Below are 17,209 nucleotides of genomic sequence, written 5' to 3'. Positions count from 1 at the left end.
CAGCAGATGAGACATAACGCGTTAGGGCTGGTTGAGGTAAGAGGGTATCTGGGAGCTATTGCCGCTGCGGACGCTGCCTTGAAGGCGGCGAGTGTGTATTGCATCGGGGTGGAAATCATCAAGGGCGGACTGGTGACGATCAAGTTAGGCGGTGACGTCGGGGCTGTGCAATCTGCTGTGGCGGCTGGAGCAGAAGTAGCTGCCCAGCTGGATGTTCTGGTGACAAGGCATGTCATTGCCCGGATGCATGAGGAGACCGCCGACATGGTGGTGAGCCTAATTGACGTGGAAGAAAAACAAAAACAGCAAGAAGACGCTGCGAAAGGCTCTGAACCGGATGAACGTGCAAGCTTAAACATCAAGAAAGCATCCGAAACTGCTGCTTCTAAATCGGATGTGATCAGAGCAAGCGCAGAAACAAAGGTGAAAAGGTCTGATGAAGCTCCAAAGGATAAGATGAAGGAGAGTTCAAGGACAAAGGAGCCGAAAGCTGAAAAAGCTCAAGATGTTGAGACGGTGGAATTGGCATCTGCTGAGGCGGTCAAGAAAGCTGACAAGGACAAGCCGGATTCCAAGAAGGCGGAGTCCACGGCAAGCAAGGCTGAAGCTGCAGAGAAGCCAGACGCCGCCAAGAAAAACCAGAGTGATGTACGAGTAAAGCCAGTGCCCGCCCCGGCAGCAAAGAGAACCAAGAACAAGAAGAATGCCAATTCATAAAAAAATAACAGGGAGAAGGAGTATTGATGGAAATATTGGATAAAGACCTGCGATCCATTCAAGAAGTTCGCGATTTGATCAAACAGGCCAAAGAGGCGCAAGCCAAGCTTGCGGTCATGACGCAGGAGCAGATCGACGCCATTGTCAAAGCAATCGCTGATGCTGCTTATAAGCATCGCGAGAATCTTGCGAAAATGGCTAATGAAGAAACAGGTTTTGGCCGCTGGCAGGATAAGATCGTCAAAAATGTATTTGCTTCGAAGCATGTGTATGAATCGATCAAAGATATGAAGACGGTCGGTATTCTGAAGGATGACAAAGTGAACAAGGTGATGGAGGTGGCTGTGCCTGTTGGTGTCATCGCTGGATTGATTCCATCCACCAACCCGACATCAACGGTCATTTACAAGGCGCTGATTGCGATCAAGTCTGGAAACAGCATCGTCTTCTCTCCGCATCCGAATGCGCTAAAAAGCATCTTGGAAACAGTGAAGATCATTAATGAAGCAGCTGTGCAGGCAGGATGTCCACAAGGGGCTGTTTCAGTCATGACAGTTCCGACCATTCAAGGAACGGACCAGTTGATGAAGCACAAAGATGTCGCCTTGATTCTCGCTACTGGCGGAACAGCAATGGTCAAAGCGGCATACTCGTCCGGTACGCCTGCCATCGGCGTTGGTCCAGGTAACGGTCCTGCATTCATTGAGAAAAGTGCAAATATCCCGCTTGCGGTCAAACGTATATTGGATTCCAAAACGTTTGACAATGGGACCATCTGCGCTTCAGAGCAATCTGTTGTCGTTGAAGCGTGCAGCAAGGAAGCGGTAGTGGCTGAGTTCAAAAAGCAGGGAGCTTATTTTCTCTCTGAACAAGAAGCCGCTCAGCTAGGAAAATTTATTATGCGGGCTAATGGAACGATGAACCCGCAAATCGTTGGCCGCAGCGTGGAGCATATCGCCAAGCTGGCAAACCTGGATATTCCAGCAGGTACACGCGTTTTAATTGCGGAAGAGACTCGCGTTGGGCACAATGTGCCGTATTCCCGTGAGAAGCTGGCCCCGATTTTAGCGTTTTACACAGAAGAAAACTGGGAGGCCGCTTGCGAGCGCTGTATTGAGATTCTAAACGGGGAAGGCGCTGGACACACGATGATCATTCACTCGGAGAATGAGGAGATCGTACGTCAATTCGCCTTGAAGAAGCCGGTATCCCGTCTTCTGGTAAATACACCGGGCGCCCTTGGCGGTATCGGTGCTACGACTGCACTTGCGCCAGCGCTAACGCTCGGCTGTGGCGCAGTAGGCGGCAGCTCGACATCCGACAACATCAGCCCGCTTAATCTGCTCAACATCCGCAGAATGGCTTACGGTGTGAAGGAGTTGGAGGATTTGATGGAGCAGCCGACGACTCAGCCGGAGGCAAACATCAATCCGGGTGATAAAGAAGAGCTGATCAATATGATCGTGGCTCGTATTCTTGAAAAAATGTAATTCAAAAAGCAATACTAACTCAATTCATGTTGATTCAAAAATTAATCATAAATCAATTCATAAATTTTTAGGAGGAATTTTATTATGGCAAACGCAAACGCATTAGGAATGGTAGAAACAAAAGGTTTGGTAGGAGCAATCGAAGCAGCAGACGCAATGGTGAAAGCAGCTAACGTTACATTGATCGGTAAAGAGCAAATCGGTGCAGGTCTCGTAACGGTTATGGTTCGCGGTGACGTAGGCGCTGTTAAGGCAGCTACTGATGCAGGTGCTGCGGCAGCTGAGCGAGTTGGAGAATTGTTGTCCGTTCATGTGATTCCAAGACCACACACAGAAGTGGATGCGATTCTTCCGAAGACCAAGATTGCTGAATAATTGTTGATCCAAAATAAGGGGATGAGGGCAGGGTGCGGCATCAAACCGCACCCTGGGCTTCACCTGCTTTAGACTATTTTTCCTATCGTCAGCGGCTCGAACGACTGCGTGTGAAAAAGTACACGCATGAAAAGGATGTGAGAATATGGCTGTGGTTACGGAAAGTGAGCTGCGCAGGCACTTTCGCAATCGAAATATGAAGGAGGCTGCCGTATACGAAGCAGCGCCGGGCACCATTCTGACTCCTTCGGCCAAAAGCTTTTTGACCGATCATCAGATAGAACTGCGTTATGTGCATACACCTGAGAGCGAAGTGGAAGCGAAAGCACCTCAGAAGGAAGTGAAGCTTCAAATCACTAAAAATTTGAACGTTGAACAACCTCCTGAAGGAAAGAAAAGGTTTCGCACTTTATACGGCGGATTTCTGGAAACGAAACCGGAGCATATGACCCATCTGCATGGGAATCTGCTTGTGTTTAAAGATCATCCCCGGATTTTATTTCGCGGCAAACTGGACTCATTGGAAGCGAAAATTTTGGAAGCACAAATCAGCTGTTTTAAATTAAATATGACCAAGCTGGTCGATGATTTGGAAGAAATCTTGCAATTTGTAAGAAGAATCGTACGTTGTGAAGTGCTAAGTGAAGATATTGAGGAATTTTACTTGCTTGGGATGACACCAAAGGAGCTGCGTGAGCAGTCTCATTTTCCCAAAAAATATTTTGGCTTGGAACATTTTCAACCCAGCTATGATATGGGCGAAGCGGTTGTTGCTATAAATGCGTTGCGCACATTGACAAGAGAGACAGAGCTGCTGGCTTATCAAGCATTTAAAAAGGAACACGGCGATACTGAGCGTGAAGACATCATCCGGTCGCTGAACCGTCTGTCTTCGTTGTTCTGGATCATCATGTTCCGAATTCGTGTTGGTCAGTACAATTCATGAGGTGAAATTGGTGGATAATCAACTGGTAGATAGCATCATAGATGAAGTAATGAAGCGCGTGCAGGAAGAAGCTTGCATCGAGATCGAAGCATCCGGTAAACATGTGCATTTGAATCGCGAGGCGATCGACGCTCTGTTTGGTCAGGGATATCAATTGACAAAGGCGAAGGATCTTTCTCAGCCCGGACAATATGCCTGCAAGGAGCGTGTTACGCTGATTGGTCCCAAAGGATCTTTGCATAATGTTGTCGTACTCGGACCGGAACGTAAGGAATCCCAGGTTGAAATATCACATACGGATGCTGTCGTGCTGGGAACACCGGTTCCAGTAAGAGAAAGCGGCAAATTGGAAGGAACGCCGGGGATCGTGATCGCTTCAGGCAGCAGCATGATCCGGCTTGAACGCGGATTAATCGCTGCCCAGCGGCATATTCACGTGAAAGCGGAGGATGCGGAGAAATACAACGTAAAAAACGGGGAAATCGTACAGGTAAAAGTTTACGGTAAACGTCCGCTTATTTTTGACGATGTGCTTGTTCGTGTCAGCCCAAATTATGAGACATACATGCATATTGACTATGATGAGGCCAACGCATGCGGTTTTACGAAAGGCACCAAAGGAAAGATTTTGAAGAAGAGCATCTAGTTTAGGGGTGTTAAAAAATGAATGCTGAAGCTCTGGACCGGGCGGCAATTATTGAAGCAGTTACAGCTGAAGTGATCAAGAGGCTGGAGCAGGCAAAGTGGAAACAATCTACGGTTAAAGCGCCCAGAAAAATGGCGGTCCTGATGGCTACGGAGCCTGTGACGGAACTGGAAAGCATATTAAATCAACATTTTGAGGTGCAATATTATGATGAGTCACTCAGAGAGTGCGATGTGCTGATCCTTCCGAAACTGTGTCTTCAGTTGCTGTCCAACCTTGCACAGGGTATCAGTGCCGGCCAGCGTGAGCGATTCATCTTGACAATGCTTTTGAAGGGCAAACAGGTTATCGTCCTGGAAGAAGGGCTGCTTTACCGAAGATACAAGTCAACTGCCCCAGTGTTGTTGTACAAGCTGTATGACGGATTTGCAAACAAGCTGAGCAGTTACGGCATCCAGCTCGTTAAAGAGTCGGAGTTGCTGGCGACTTGTTTGCAGGAAGGGCGAGTGGAGCAGGTTCAGCAGTCGTTATGTGCTGCTCAACATGAGAAGATGGTTACACAGCCGGAAGTGCTGAACCGCAAAGTCATTACCGAAGCCGACCTGAAAAAATACCGTCTGCAAAAACAGATTGTAATCGATAAAAACAGTATCATTACTCCGCTGGCGCAGGATTATTTACGCATGCAGAAAATTGAGGTTCATAGAAGATAACGGCGAGGTGAAGCTATGATTGTGGGACAAATTATGGGAAGCTTATGGGCTACCCGCAAAGACAGCAAGCTGAATGGTCTAACCTTCTTGGTGGTCAAGCCGTTATCGTATAATGATGCTTCTGAGAATCTCGACTATTTTGTGGCCGCGGACAATGCGGGAGCCGGTATTGGTGATACGGTGCTGGTGACGACAGGAAGCGCTGCCAGAGCATCACTCACCGGCTCGGACGTACCGGTTGATGCAGTTATTGTAGGGATCGTCGATTCCATTGAGATGAACCATGAATAACTCAAATGGAAGTGGTAGAACGCATCAGCAACAAGATACGAGCGGCAGAGTTTCAAAAAATGAACCTTGGCATGATTGGAGTCAAGTTTGGAAAAAGAATGGAGGAGCACATTCGTGGAAATAAACGAAATTATCATATATGGTATGGTTATTTTCATGATTCTTGGTGCCATCGACAAGTGCATCGGGAACAAATTCGGTTTGGGCCAACAATTTGACGAGGGGATCATGGCTATGGGTTCCTTAACACTGGCTATGGTAGGGATTATCTCCTTATCTCCGGTATTGGCAGATGTGTTAAGCCCGATCGTCGTTCCGCTGTATACAGCGTTAGGAGCGGACCCTGCGATGTTCGCAACTACGCTGCTGGCTAATGATATGGGTGGATATTCACTCGCTCTTGAGCTGGCCCAGAATCCTGAAGCCGGATTGTTCGCTGGCACAATTCTGGGGGCCATGCTGGGGCCTACGATTGTATTTATCATTCCGGTGGCGCTGGGCATTATTAAAAAGGAAGATCACAGATTTTTGGCCACTGGTGTTTTGGCGGGCATTGTCACCATTCCGATTGGATGTTTAATTGGAGGGTTGGTGGCGGGTTTCTCCATCGGGATGATCCTTTCTAATCTGGTTCCAATCATCCTGTTCGCTTTGCTTATTGTGCTGGGCTTATGGAAAATCCCGCAAGGTATGATCAAGGGTTTTACAATATTCGGAAAATTCATCGTCATCGTGGCAACGCTTGGACTGGCTGCTGGCATTACGGAGCAGCTGACGGGTATGACGATTATACCGGGCATGGCTCCAATTGAAGAAGGCATCAAAATTGTGGGTGACATTGCCATCGTGCTCGCCGGTGCTTTTACAATGGTATTTGTCATTACGAAGGTATTCAACAAACCGCTAATGAAGCTTGGCAAGATGCTTGGTATGAACGAGATCGCAGCAGCGGGAATGGTAGCAACGCTTGCCAATGTGATCCCGATGTTCGGTATGATGAAAGACATGGATAACCGGGGAAAGGTTATCAACGTGGCCTTTGCCGTATCCGCCGCTTTTGTACTTGGCGATCATCTTGGTTTTACGGCAGGGGTAGCCAGAGAGATGATCTTCCCAATGATTGTTGGAAAGCTCGTTGGCGGAATCACCGCAGTCATTGTTGCTATCTATATATCCAAGAAAATGGTGGATAAGCCGGAGGCTGAGCCGCAAGAGGCTGTATAGAAGAAGGCGGACAATGTTTGTTAGTTTTGGTTTTGACGAAATATAGGGTAATCGCTCTGAATAATCTAGGGTTCATCTATTGATGTCCCGTATGTCATGCAAATGACTGCGGGGTATTTTTTTTGCAATTTTTCAGTAATTGACGGGTGATATGCACAAAATGATATGTTGTGTTTTTCCTCTTTGCCGGGGTTTACCAAAAGCAGCTAAGGCAATAATGGTGTTAAAAGATATCCTTGAGAGGAAGAACATCATGATTTTTCGAAAAAGAAAACCGCATAAAACGAAACAAACTCCTGACATCAACAGTGATAATCATGCCGATGATTCTGATCAGAAATTGAGCAATGATCTGGAGCAGAACGTACAGAAAATTCAAAAAAGCCTTGGCCACAGCTCAGATCTGATCATAAGAAAGATACCGTATGGTCCGGCAAATGGCCGAATGATTGCGATTTTATTTATCGACGGGTTGGCGGATGGAAAAGTAATCAACGATTATATTATGGAATCTTTAATGCAAAAAGAAGAGGAAGATATCGATTCAGGCAGTCAGAAAGCTGTTTCCTCATCCCACATTATACAAAGGTTGAAAGATGAAGATTTAACGTTTGGCGATATTCGCGACCTGACCGATTTTGAAAAGTTATATCATTCGCTATTGTCTGGCGATGCGATTATTCTTATCGATGGGGAGTCGAAAGGGATTATAGCGAGTGTACGTGGATGGAGAGATCGGGGCGTTACTGAATCTTCAATAGAGAATGTGGTTCGTGGGCCGCGTGAGGCTTTTTCAGAATCACTGCGAACCAATACAGCATTGATTCGGCGTAAAATCAAAGACCCTCGTCTTTGGCTGGAATCCAAGCAAATCGGTCGTGTATCTCAAACAGATATAGGCATTATGTATATCAAGGGCATAGTGAATGAGAAAGTTGTCGGTGAAGTTCATGCTAGGCTGGATCGCATCGATATTGATGCTATTTTGGAGAGCGGTTATATTGAGGAATTGATTCAGGATAAAACGGCGACTCCTTTTCCTACAGTGTATAACTCCGAACGTCCTGATGTTATTGCTGCGGAGCTTTTGGAAGGAAAGGTAGCCATTCTGGTTGATGGAACTCCGTTTGTACTGATCGTCCCTGCACCGTTTGTCTCTTTCATGAATGCTGCGGAAGATTATTATCAGCGAACAGATATCAGCAGCTTTATCCGCTTCCTTCGCTATGCCGGAGCTATTATCTCTCTTCTGGCCCCGTCGGTCTATATTGCTGTCACTACATTTCATCAGGAAATGATACCGACCAATTTATTGATCGGTCTTGCAGCCCAACGTGAAGATGTTCCGTTTCCCGCCTTTATCGAGGCGCTCTTGATGGAACTTACGTTTGAAATATTGCGTGAAGCCGGAGTTCGAATGCCTAAATACATTGGATCGGCTGTCTCCATCGTTGGTACGCTTGTGATTGGACAAGCGGCTGTTGAGGCCGGAATTATCTCCGCCGCCATGGTTATCGTCGTTTCGATTACGGCAATATCCAGTTTTGTGCTGCCTGCATATAACATGTCTATCGCTTTTCGACTGATGCGTTTTCCGATTATGGGGCTTGCTGCCTCCTTCGGAATATTCGGTATTTTCGTAGGTTGTATGGCTCTTGTTCTGCACCTTTGCAGTCTGAGAACCTTCGGTACGCCCTATATGTCTCCCCTTGCACCTTTGGTTACAACGGATAATAAGGATGCTTTGTTTCGGTTCCCTCACAACTGGATGTTTTCCCGCCCACGGTTAAGCAATGATAAAAATATCAGGCGGCAAGATCATCACGACAAAGAGCAAAAATAACGTGGAAGGAGGCATGTGAACCGGGATGAAACGGTATGTAAAGAGCCTGATCTTGATTCTTTTTGTGATCTCTTTTCTTACCGGATGCTGGAACCGCCGGGAATTGAATGAGCTCGCTATCGCTATGGGCATGGGAATCGACAAGGTGGGAGATCGATACCGGGTATCGATCCAAGTGGTCAATCCGAAAGAAGTGACAGCTGATAAGGGAGGGGGCTTGGCTCCGGCTATTTTGTATACAGAGGAAGGGGATACCGTCATAGAAGCTATTCGAAGAATGAGTATTCTTAGTCCGCGAAAAATTTATATTTCTCATCTGAGAATGCTTCTTATCGGAGAAACGCTGGCTAAGGAAGGCATTGCCGAAAGTTTGGATTTAATGTATCGGGATCATGAATTTCGCTCTGATTATTACCTCGTGGTAACACATGACAGTACACCGGAAGAGGTGTTGAAGGTGTTGACGCCGCTGGAGAAGGTTCCAGCGAACAAATTGTTTGCTACTTTGGAAACATCTGAGAAATATTGGTCTCCCAGCTTGACAGAAACGCTGGATGAAGTGATCAGGGATCTTATTAGTGATGGCAAGCATCCTGTCTTGTCGGGACTCCTTATTGAGGGAGACAGGGAGGTGGGAGCCACACAGAAAAACGTTGAAAATATATATACCCCTACCGAATTGAAAGGCTCCATGCTTGCAGCATTTAAGAAAGACAAGATGATTGGCTGGTTAAGCGAGAATGAGAGTAAAGGGTTTAACTATATTCGGGGAAACGTGAAAAGTACGGTTGGTCATGTGGATTATCCTGGAGGCGGTAAGGTTGTTTTAGAGACGATTCGTACGAAGTCCGATATAAAGGGTCACGTTGAAGAGGGAAAGCCTCGCGTAAAGATTACCATTCATTCGGAGCATAACGTCGCTGAGGTAGAGGCCAGGAATGTGGAACTGGAGAGCCAGGAAACGATCAAGAACATTGAACAAGCAGCAGAAGCCAAAATCAAGCTGCTCATGGAATCAGCCATCAAGAAGGCGCAGAAAACGTTTCGTTCAGACATTTTCGGTTTTGGTGAGGCGATTCGGCAAGCTGATCCGAAAGCGTGGAAGGAGATGAGAAACGACTGGGATGAGCGATACTTTACCGAGCTTCTGGTCGATTTTGATATCAATATAAAGATTCGAAAATTTGGAAAGGCTAGCGATTCATTTCTGAACTATATAAAGGAGTAAGCCGGTATGACAGGTGTTGCGATCATCATTGCGGTTGGTGCGTTCATTGCTTGGCGAGAGGTCCCCTCTTTATTTCAAAATAAACAAAAAAAGGAGCTCTGGGCTTTCTCTGTACTATTGCTTTTTGGTCTTGCTGCAGGGATCACAGTCCAAATCAATCGCAATGTTCCGAGCCCGTTGGAATGGATCACGCTTATATTTAAACCGATCAGTGATTTATTGGCCGCAATCGGTCTGATCGTCTGACGACAAGAGGTGAACTTAGGTGGATGAAAAAATAAAAATAACGGGAAGACAATTCACAATTCTAACGACTTTTTTCACGATCGGCAGCGCTATTTTGGTCATTCCGTCAAATATAGCTGCCATCGCGAAGCAGGATGCCTGGATTGCGTCTCTCATCGGAGTCGGTTGCGGGCTTGGTATTACCCTGCTATATAACGCATTAACTTTACTATTTCCCAACATGAATCTAATTCAGATGATGGAGAAAGCTTTTGGAAAGTGGCCGGGGAAGGTTCTCTCTTTGCTGATCACCATTATTTTAATCTTTCTTGCTCCTAGAGTGTTATATTATGTCGGGAGCTTTTTGACGACTCAGATCATGCCTGAAACTCCAATACAAGCGGTCAATATCTTATTTGCCGTTGTTATAGTTAGAGGGGTAAAGCTCGGACTGGAGGCTTTAGCCCGAACAGCCGAGCTGATGTTCCCTTGGTTTATGCTGATCTATATTTCGCTGGTTATTTTAATACCGTCCCGTATTGAGCTGGAAAATGTTCAGCCTGTACTTGAAAGGGGAATGGGGCCTATTTGGCCGGCTGTGCTCTCCTTTCTCGCCACGGTGTTTCTTCCTCAATTTTTAATGCTAATGATTCACGGTCCTAACACCAATCAGCCCGAAAAAGCGAGAAAAGCCTTTCTCGTGGGGAGCCTGATTGGTGGGCTCGTCATTGCTTTAATTGTGGCCTTGTCGATTCTGGTATTCGGCCCTGAGATTATTTCACAAAGTGCATTCCCAAGCTATATGATCGCTCAGAAAATCAATATCGGAAATTTTCTACAGCGAATCGAAGTGGTGATGGCGATCATGTGGCTAATATCGCTATTCTTTAGATTTGCGCTGTATCTGTATTTTATGGCGCTTTCCATCGCCTATATATTCAACTTAAAGGATTATCGTCCGCTGGTGTTGCCGCTGGGACTCATTCAGGTGGCCTTGTCAACGATCATTTATCCCAACACCGCTTATCAGCAATATTTTGACTCCCATATCTGGGTTACTTATTTTTTGATTTTTGGATTACTGCTGCCTCTGCTGTTGTTCATCGTTCGCGGAATACGAAGGATGGCTGGCTCGAAAGGGAGCTAGATAAGGCGACTAGGGCTCAAGAGCTTGAATTTCTCACATTGGAACAAGCTATCGACATAACTGCTTTTACGTCACTTCAGTCAAATATAATCTCCTTTTGCTGCTCTGACGAATCGTAAATAGCCTGGATCATTTTTGCGGAAATGATGACGGTGTCGATGTGAGATGGCTGCTTTTCACCTGTTCGAATGGAGTTTAGAAAAGCATCGATTTCATTTTGGAAATGATCTCCCGGGTTGAACTTCGGGGTTGTTTCCAGCAGGACGCCGTTTTTTGCGCTGTACATTTTAAAGCTACCGCCGTACTGCAGGCGGATTCCTGCTTTATCTCCCAGAAAATCGATAAACATCTCATCCTCGCCAATGTTTTGCGCCCAGGCTCCGTTTAGTGTAATGCTCGGACCTTCGGTTCGAATCATAGCTGTGACAAAATCATCGACGTCATACACACCTTCGAGTTTAGGCGGTCCGGCCCACATGTTCATATAAGTATAATCCTTCATATTCCGGCCTAGTTTGGAGTAGGTTTGGGCAGAAACGGATTTTGGAGCAGGATCTCCTGAGCAGTACATGACGACATCAAGAAAATGTATCCCCCAGTCAATCATTACGCCTCCGCCAGATATTTCTTTTGTAGTGAAAGCGCCTCCAAGACCGGGTATTGAGCGATGTGCCCGGAAGCTGGCATAGACGTGATACAATTCTCCCAACTCACCATTTTCGATCAGGTCTTTAATAATATTAACGGCTTTATTGAAGCGGTTGACCATTCCGATATTAAGCACTTTTCCGCTTTCATGCTGTGCTTTTTGCATTTGGATGGCCTCGCTATATGTTCGGGCGGCAGGTTTTTCGCACAGCACATTTTTTCCCGCGCGTAAACAATGAATAGAGATAGATGCATGTGTATTGTTTGGTGTACAGACGGAAACAGCCTCTAGCTCCGGATCATCCAGTATATCACGATAATCCTGCACGGCTATGCCGCATCCATACTTTTTTACGAAACGCTCTGCATTTTCTTTCTTAGCATCACAGAAATATTTTATTTCTGCATTCGGGTTATTTAAATATGCGGGTATATGAGCGGTTTCAGCTATGGTTCCGCATCCGATAATGGCCACTTTCGTTTTGTTCATTTTCATCCTCCTGTAAGGTTGTTGCTGATTTCAGTTCTTTAATTTCTGTACAGGAAAAATCATACCAAATAAATTCCTTTGACTCTATACATATAAATTGACTATGTGACGGTTTGTATGTAATATAACAGTAAATATTTCCCCTCATATTTTAATACAGAAAGAATATATTCTCCATAAAATTAAATAAGCTCGTTTGAAAAGAAAGCAAAAAGCACTTTGGAATGGGTATAACTTTGAAATCATTTATATAGTTATATCGTAAAATTATATGATTTGAAGAAAGAGAGGTAATAAGCAATGAAGCAAGCGATTGATCAAGGCGCGAATATTTTATGGGTTGATTTTTTGGCCAATGGAATCCGATTAGCTGATCCGGAAAAAAGAAGAAAGCTTGCAGATAACGCCAAGCGAGCGGGAATTACTCATATTGTAGTTGATGCGAAAATACCTTATGGGCATACAACCTACCCGAGCGAATATGCCTATCATGTCAGCCGTTGGTCCGACGGACGTTACGATATGTGGAAGGGACGTGATTTCTTACAGGAAATGATCGATGCCTTGAAGGATACCGGGCTACAGGTGCTGGCCAACATCGATGTGTTTGCCGAAGGTACGGGGAAATCGCGTGACGGGCTGGCTTATGATAAAAAACAGTGGCAAGTCATGTTCTACAATCCAAGCTTGTCTTCAGCTCCGGTAGCAGCGGAGAACGTCTCAGATGCGACTATTTTTGTCAATCCGATTCATCCGGAAGTGATCCGTCATGAACTGGCAATTATCGAAGAGGTTACTAAAAATTATAAGCTTGACGGGGTCGTGCTGGATCGGTGCCGTTATCCTAACATATACGGTGATTTTAGCGAATTGAGCAGGCAGCAGTTCGAACAATATATCGGTCAAAGGGTAGAAAAGTGGCCGGAGCACATATTTACAGTACAGGAAGGTACGAAAGAGATTGAATTTGGGCAATGGTTCGGAAAATGGACAGAATGGCGGGCATTAAACATAAAAAACTTCGTGAAAAAAGCCAAGCAGCTTGTGAAATCGTTAAATCCGGAGCTTTCGTTCAGCATTTATGTCGGCTCCTGGTACCCGTTATATTATAATGAAGGCGTAAACTGGGGGAGTGAAACGTACCATCCTGAACTGCCATGGGCTTCTGAGGATTATCATCGTTCCGGTTATGCTGATGAACTCGATTTTCTCATGACAGGTTGCTATTATCCAGAAGTATCGATTGAAGAGGCGGAGCAAAGCGGGCGTCCTGCATCATGGTATAGCGTGGAAGGAGCAATTGATATGAGCCTGCAGGCGGTTAATGGGCAAATACCGGTTGTAGCCAGCCTTTTCTTGAAGGATTATGACGGCAATCCTGAACAGTTTAAAAAAGCAGTACGCATGTGTAAACAAAAATCCCATGGTGTCATGCTGTTTGATGTCGTTTATTTGGAAAATTACAATTGGTGGGAAGCATTGGATTTAAAATAAGCGTGGCTTCTTCAAAGTGGATTCACAAAAGGTCGAGTTAGGGTGCAGTTCACATTGCTCCCGCCCTCGGCCTTTTTGCTTCATCACTGCTACCCTGTCAGCCATCCTGATTCCCCGCTGTGAAAGCTTAGGGCGAAGCTTGCCTATTGAATCTGAAACCGATAAAATAAGGACAGTAGAAATCATCCTTCTGAATCGGAAATAAAGAATATATTCTACATATGGGCAGGTTGAAAGGGGATTTTGCGTTTGACAACCATACAGGGGATGGGTAAAACATTATTAAATATTCAGAGTCATCTGAATGGACTTACGAAAGCAGAGCAAAAAGTCGCTCAGTATATATTGGATCACGCTTCCGATATCATTTACCATTCTGTAACCGAGTTGGCGGAGAAGGCTGATGTCGGTGAAACGACGGTGCTGCGTCTATGCCGGAAGCTCAAGTTTCAAGGATTTCAGGATTTTAAATTGTCATTGGCTCAAGATCTTGTGAAGCCGCTTGATCATTTGCATGAAGAGGTTACAGAAGAAGATAACGCCATGGCGCTTAATGAGAAAATCATTGCCACTCATATCCGTACATTGGAACAGACACGGGAACTGGCGGTTTCAGAACAATTAGGCAAGGCGATCGATGCGCTGCATCAGGCGAGAAGCATTTATTTTTTCGGCGTTGGCTCGTCCGGGCTGACTGCCGTACAGGCAGCACATAGTTTTTCCAGAATCGGCAAGCATAGCAGTGCCAAGACGGATACGCACTTCCAGGCGATGGAAGCAGCGCTAATGACGAAAGAAGATGTTGCAGTTGGACTTTCCATATCGGGCAGCACGAAAGATATGATCGAAAATTTGACACTGGCCAAAAAAACGGGAGCTACCATTATTGCGATTACGAGTAATGCCCGTTCTCCGATTACGAAAGTAGCAGATATCGTCTTACTCATGATTGCCCGTGAGAATCCGTTGCAAGGAAGCTCGCTTTCTGCGAAAATATCTCAATTGGCTGTCATAGACATTTTGAATGTCGCGGTATCATTAAGAATGAAGGATGATGCCTTGAGAGTTCGAGAAGTGACTGCCAAGGCCATTTCAGAAAAGCTGTTCTAACGATTAGATTCAAAAAAGGTCGAGTTAGGAGCATTTGCTCCCGGACTCGGCCTTTTTGCTATTATTACTTACCTGAAGCACATGGTGGGCAAGGAAAGCTCTCGGCCGCGCATTCGGACAGTTTTTGAACAAAACAAGAAATAATCTCTTTTATTTAAATAAACAGTGGAGATATTCTCCTAAAGATGATAGAATGAGTTTGCCGGAGGAAGAGGCAATGATCCATAGGATGCATTAGTGCTGATTGGCAGAAGTATTCAGTCTTCATTGTAAGCGCTTATATCAAGAATTCTGCAAACTTTCAGTCTTTCTTTTTTCGGTTAGAGACTAATTATACATTTAGAAGGGGTGTAGTTTCATGAAAGGTACAGGAAGAAGACTGATTTCACTGTTGTTAGCATCGATTATGATCGTTGGTCTGCTCGCAGCTTGCGGTTCGAAGACGTCAGATGACGGCAAGGCCGCTTCCAATGCAGATGGAGAGGGGAAAACTGGTGAGAAAGTGACGGTGGAGTTTTGGACAATTTCGCTACAGCCTACATTTAATGACTATTTTAATAAACTGATCGCTGACTATGAATCGGAAAATCCGAACATAAAAATTGACTGGAAGGACTATCCATACGATGCTGTGCTTAATAAGTTGATGACGAACATAGCAGCAGAGGAAGCGCCGGACGTGGTCAATTTAAATACCGAATTAGCGAATCAAATGGGAACGAAAAATGCTCTGGTCGATTTTAACCAGGAACTGACACCAGAGCAAAAGGAGGCTTATTTCCAGGGAATCTACTCTTCAACAGAAATAGACGGTAAAGCCTACGCCTTGCCTTGGTATACAGGGCTTCCGATTCTTTTCCTGAACAAAGATCTGGTGGAAAAAGCGGGGCTTGATCCGAACAATCCGCCAGCGACGAGAGAGGACTTAATGCAATGGGGACGTCAAATTAAAGAGAAAACGGGCGTCTACGGTTATATCTTCTCTATGGAAGCACGCTCTTTGTTGGAAGAGAACCTGCAGTTCTTGACGGAAGATTACAAGAAAGCGGCTTTTAATACACCGGAAGTAGAAGAATATATTCAAGAGAATCTTGCGCTGTTGGAGGAAGGCGTTATTCCGAAAGATATTATAAATTATGATAAACAGGTGCAGTATTTTGCAAGTGAACAAGTTGCGATGTCATTATCCAGCTCACCGTTTATTAACAAGATCAAAACAGCAGCTCCGGACGTTTACGAAAAAATGCTTGCTGTACCAAGTCCGGTCGGCGAGGCGGGAATCCGCTATTCCAATACGATGAACCTTGTCGTGCCAGCTACAACGTCGCATAAGAAAGAAGCGGTTGACTTCGCTGTATATGTCACGAACGCGACCAATCAGCTTGAATTTTCGAAAGTGGCCAACACATTGCCTTCTACGGTGGAAAGCGCCAAAGATCCGTTCTTCTCAGAAAATGACGGCACTTTGGAAGGAGTGGCCAAGACCGTTTCAGCGGTCAGCTTGGACAAGGCTCAAGACTTCTATATCGGTATCGAAAGTGCAAACGATGTGAACCATGCTGTAACCAAGGCACTGGAGAATATCTACTTGAATGATGCCGATGTAAAAGAAGAATTGGCGGCAGCAGAACAAGAAGTTAACAAGATTTTGGGCAATTGATCCGTAACATTGGGCAGGCTTGTCCTGCCCGATCTTTCTTAAAGGAGGCAAAAGCTGCATATGAACAAGACATCGATTTTTTCTAGGTTTGGCAAAACAGAAGCCTCTATCGCTTGGCTTTTTATGACCCCCGGTTTGATCCTGCTGGTATTGTTCGTTTTTTGGCCGATCATTTACAGCCTCCCGCTGGCACTAACCAATTACTCTATTATTGGGGAAACTGAATTTGTTGGGTTTGACAACTTTAAAACGGCATTTCAGGATAAGAGCTTTATTACATCGCTTATCAACTCACTGCTATATGTCATCGTCGTTCCGTTCATTCAGATTTTTTCCATTTTGATGGCGATTTTAGTGAACAGCAATGTGAAAGGTATCAAATTTTTTCGAACCGCATATTACATTCCTGTCGTAACTTCTATGGTTGCTGTAGCACTCATTTGGGGATGGCTGTTAAGCCAGAACGGTGTTGTTAACTATATTTTGAGCAGCGTAGGACTGATGGAAGAACGGATTACATGGCTGTCCAACAAGAATACGGCGCTGTGGACATTGATGTTCATTACGATGTGGAAGGGCCTTGGCTACTATATGATGATTTACTTGGCTGGACTGCAATCGATTCCGAAAGATTTGGTAGAAGCGGCAATGATCGATGGAGCGAATCGGTGGCAGTCGATCCGTAAGGTGACGATTCCACTTTTGAAGCCGTATGTCTTTTTTTGCTCCCTCATTTCATTAATGGCAGCGATCCGCGTATTTGATGAGGTATTTATTTTGACTCAGGGCGGACCAGGAATCACTACATTGACATCAAGTTTATATATTTATCAACAGGGATTCCAAAAATTTAATTTTGGCTACTCTTCTGCACTCGGCTTAATCGTAAGCGTGTTGATTGCCGCACTTAGTATTATTATTTTCAGATTCAACCAGAAGGGCGGTGTCAATCCATATTAATG

General features: G+C 45.2%; 17 protein-coding genes. 16 read left to right on the top strand and 1 reads right to left on the bottom strand.

What is annotated here, in order from left to right:
- The first annotated feature begins 6 nt into the window (after positions 1-6).
- The 12 genes from C8268_RS02440 to C8268_RS02385 all read left to right on the top strand — a co-directional run bounded on the left by C8268_RS02440 (position 7) and on the right by C8268_RS02385 (position 10,845).
- Entirely contained in the window at positions 7-717 is a 711-nt protein-coding gene (locus C8268_RS02440; RefSeq protein WP_106766211.1) for a BMC domain-containing protein, read from the top strand.
- A gap of 26 nt (positions 718-743) precedes the next feature.
- The gene (locus C8268_RS02435; RefSeq protein ID WP_106766210.1) at positions 744-2,207 is read left to right on the top strand and encodes an acetaldehyde dehydrogenase (acetylating); all 1,464 of its coding nucleotides are present in this window, start codon (positions 744-746) and stop codon (positions 2,205-2,207) included.
- 84 nt (positions 2,208-2,291) lie between these two features.
- Complete coding sequence (gene pduA / locus C8268_RS02430; RefSeq protein ID WP_106766209.1) at positions 2,292-2,582, top strand: propanediol utilization microcompartment protein PduA; 291 nt, start codon at positions 2,292-2,294, stop codon at positions 2,580-2,582.
- Between the two features lie 145 nt (positions 2,583-2,727).
- Entirely contained in the window at positions 2,728-3,528 is an 801-nt protein-coding gene (locus C8268_RS02425) for a cobalamin adenosyltransferase (RefSeq protein ID WP_106766208.1), read from the top strand.
- A gap of 10 nt (positions 3,529-3,538) precedes the next feature.
- The gene (gene eutD / locus C8268_RS02420) at positions 3,539-4,174 is read left to right on the top strand and encodes an ethanolamine utilization phosphate acetyltransferase EutD (protein ID WP_106766207.1); all 636 of its coding nucleotides are present in this window, start codon (positions 3,539-3,541) and stop codon (positions 4,172-4,174) included.
- 17 nt (positions 4,175-4,191) lie between these two features.
- Positions 4,192-4,887 (top strand): TIGR02536 family ethanolamine utilization protein, encoded by a 696-nt coding sequence (locus tag C8268_RS02415; protein ID WP_106766206.1) that lies wholly within the window; start codon positions 4,192-4,194, stop codon positions 4,885-4,887.
- A gap of 15 nt (positions 4,888-4,902) precedes the next feature.
- Positions 4,903-5,178, top strand: a complete 276-nt coding sequence (locus C8268_RS02410) for a EutN/CcmL family microcompartment protein (protein WP_106766205.1) — start codon at positions 4,903-4,905, stop codon at positions 5,176-5,178.
- Between the two features lie 114 nt (positions 5,179-5,292).
- Positions 5,293-6,402, top strand: a complete 1,110-nt coding sequence (eutH, locus tag C8268_RS02405; protein ID WP_106766204.1) for an ethanolamine utilization protein EutH — start codon at positions 5,293-5,295, stop codon at positions 6,400-6,402.
- 253 nt (positions 6,403-6,655) lie between these two features.
- Positions 6,656-8,245, top strand: coding sequence for a spore germination protein (locus C8268_RS02400; RefSeq protein ID WP_106766203.1), 1,590 nt, complete (start codon positions 6,656-6,658; stop codon positions 8,243-8,245).
- A 25-nt stretch (positions 8,246-8,270) separates the two neighbouring features.
- Positions 8,271-9,473 (top strand): Ger(x)C family spore germination protein, encoded by a 1,203-nt coding sequence (locus tag C8268_RS02395; protein ID WP_106766202.1) that lies wholly within the window; start codon positions 8,271-8,273, stop codon positions 9,471-9,473.
- A 6-nt stretch (positions 9,474-9,479) separates the two neighbouring features.
- A complete protein-coding gene (locus C8268_RS02390; protein WP_106766201.1) occupies positions 9,480-9,719 on the top strand; it encodes a hypothetical protein in 240 nt (79 codons plus the stop codon).
- A gap of 19 nt (positions 9,720-9,738) precedes the next feature.
- Complete coding sequence (locus tag C8268_RS02385; RefSeq protein ID WP_106766200.1) at positions 9,739-10,845, top strand: GerAB/ArcD/ProY family transporter; 1,107 nt, start codon at positions 9,739-9,741, stop codon at positions 10,843-10,845.
- A 76-nt stretch (positions 10,846-10,921) separates the two neighbouring features.
- On the opposite strand, the gene C8268_RS02380 is transcribed toward C8268_RS02385, so the two are convergent.
- Positions 10,922-11,983, bottom strand: a complete 1,062-nt coding sequence (locus C8268_RS02380) for a Gfo/Idh/MocA family protein (protein WP_106766199.1) — start codon at positions 11,981-11,983, stop codon at positions 10,922-10,924.
- Positions 11,984-12,283: 300 nt separating this feature from the next.
- On the opposite strand from C8268_RS02380, the gene C8268_RS02375 reads away from it, so the two are divergent.
- From C8268_RS02375 to C8268_RS02360, 4 genes are all read left to right on the top strand, one after another.
- Positions 12,284-13,477 (top strand): alpha amylase family protein, encoded by a 1,194-nt coding sequence (locus tag C8268_RS02375; protein ID WP_106766198.1) that lies wholly within the window; start codon positions 12,284-12,286, stop codon positions 13,475-13,477.
- A gap of 249 nt (positions 13,478-13,726) precedes the next feature.
- Positions 13,727-14,587 (top strand): MurR/RpiR family transcriptional regulator, encoded by an 861-nt coding sequence (locus C8268_RS02370; RefSeq protein ID WP_337441775.1) that lies wholly within the window; start codon positions 13,727-13,729, stop codon positions 14,585-14,587.
- Positions 14,588-14,945: 358 nt separating this feature from the next.
- Positions 14,946-16,247: an ABC transporter substrate-binding protein gene (locus C8268_RS02365; protein ID WP_106766197.1), complete on the top strand. Its 1,302-nt coding sequence runs from the start codon at positions 14,946-14,948 to the stop codon at positions 16,245-16,247.
- 60 nt (positions 16,248-16,307) lie between these two features.
- On the top strand, positions 16,308-17,207 hold the full coding sequence (locus C8268_RS02360; protein ID WP_106766196.1) for a carbohydrate ABC transporter permease: 900 nt from the start codon (positions 16,308-16,310) through the stop codon (positions 17,205-17,207).
- Positions 17,208-17,209: the final 2 nt, after the last annotated feature.

The sequence above is a fragment of the Paenibacillus faecalis genome (assembly GCF_900289175.1).
GTDB lineage: Bacteria > Bacillota > Bacilli > Paenibacillales > Paenibacillaceae > Paenibacillus_AQ > Paenibacillus_AQ faecalis.
This window is presented reverse-complemented; position numbering and strand designations above follow the sequence as displayed.

Coding starts and splice junctions, on each gene's coding strand:
- C8268_RS02440 (WP_106766211.1), top strand. CDS start 7: ATGAGACATAACGCGTTAGGGCTGGTTGAGGTAAGAGGGTATCTGGGA.
- C8268_RS02400 (WP_106766203.1), top strand. CDS start 6,656: ATGATTTTTCGAAAAAGAAAACCGCATAAAACGAAACAAACTCCTGAC.
- C8268_RS02435 (WP_106766210.1), top strand. CDS start 744: ATGGAAATATTGGATAAAGACCTGCGATCCATTCAAGAAGTTCGCGAT.
- C8268_RS02395 (WP_106766202.1), top strand. CDS start 8,271: ATGAAACGGTATGTAAAGAGCCTGATCTTGATTCTTTTTGTGATCTCT.
- C8268_RS02425 (WP_106766208.1), top strand. CDS start 2,728: ATGGCTGTGGTTACGGAAAGTGAGCTGCGCAGGCACTTTCGCAATCGA.
- C8268_RS02365 (WP_106766197.1), top strand. CDS start 14,946: ATGAAAGGTACAGGAAGAAGACTGATTTCACTGTTGTTAGCATCGATT.
- C8268_RS02410 (WP_106766205.1), top strand. CDS start 4,903: ATGATTGTGGGACAAATTATGGGAAGCTTATGGGCTACCCGCAAAGAC.
- C8268_RS02375 (WP_106766198.1), top strand. CDS start 12,284: ATGAAGCAAGCGATTGATCAAGGCGCGAATATTTTATGGGTTGATTTT.
- C8268_RS02360 (WP_106766196.1), top strand. CDS start 16,308: ATGAACAAGACATCGATTTTTTCTAGGTTTGGCAAAACAGAAGCCTCT.
- C8268_RS02380 (WP_106766199.1), bottom strand. CDS start 11,983: ATGAACAAAACGAAAGTGGCCATTATCGGATGCGGAACCATAGCTGAA.
- pduA (WP_106766209.1), top strand. CDS start 2,292: ATGGCAAACGCAAACGCATTAGGAATGGTAGAAACAAAAGGTTTGGTA.
- C8268_RS02415 (WP_106766206.1), top strand. CDS start 4,192: ATGAATGCTGAAGCTCTGGACCGGGCGGCAATTATTGAAGCAGTTACA.
- C8268_RS02390 (WP_106766201.1), top strand. CDS start 9,480: ATGACAGGTGTTGCGATCATCATTGCGGTTGGTGCGTTCATTGCTTGG.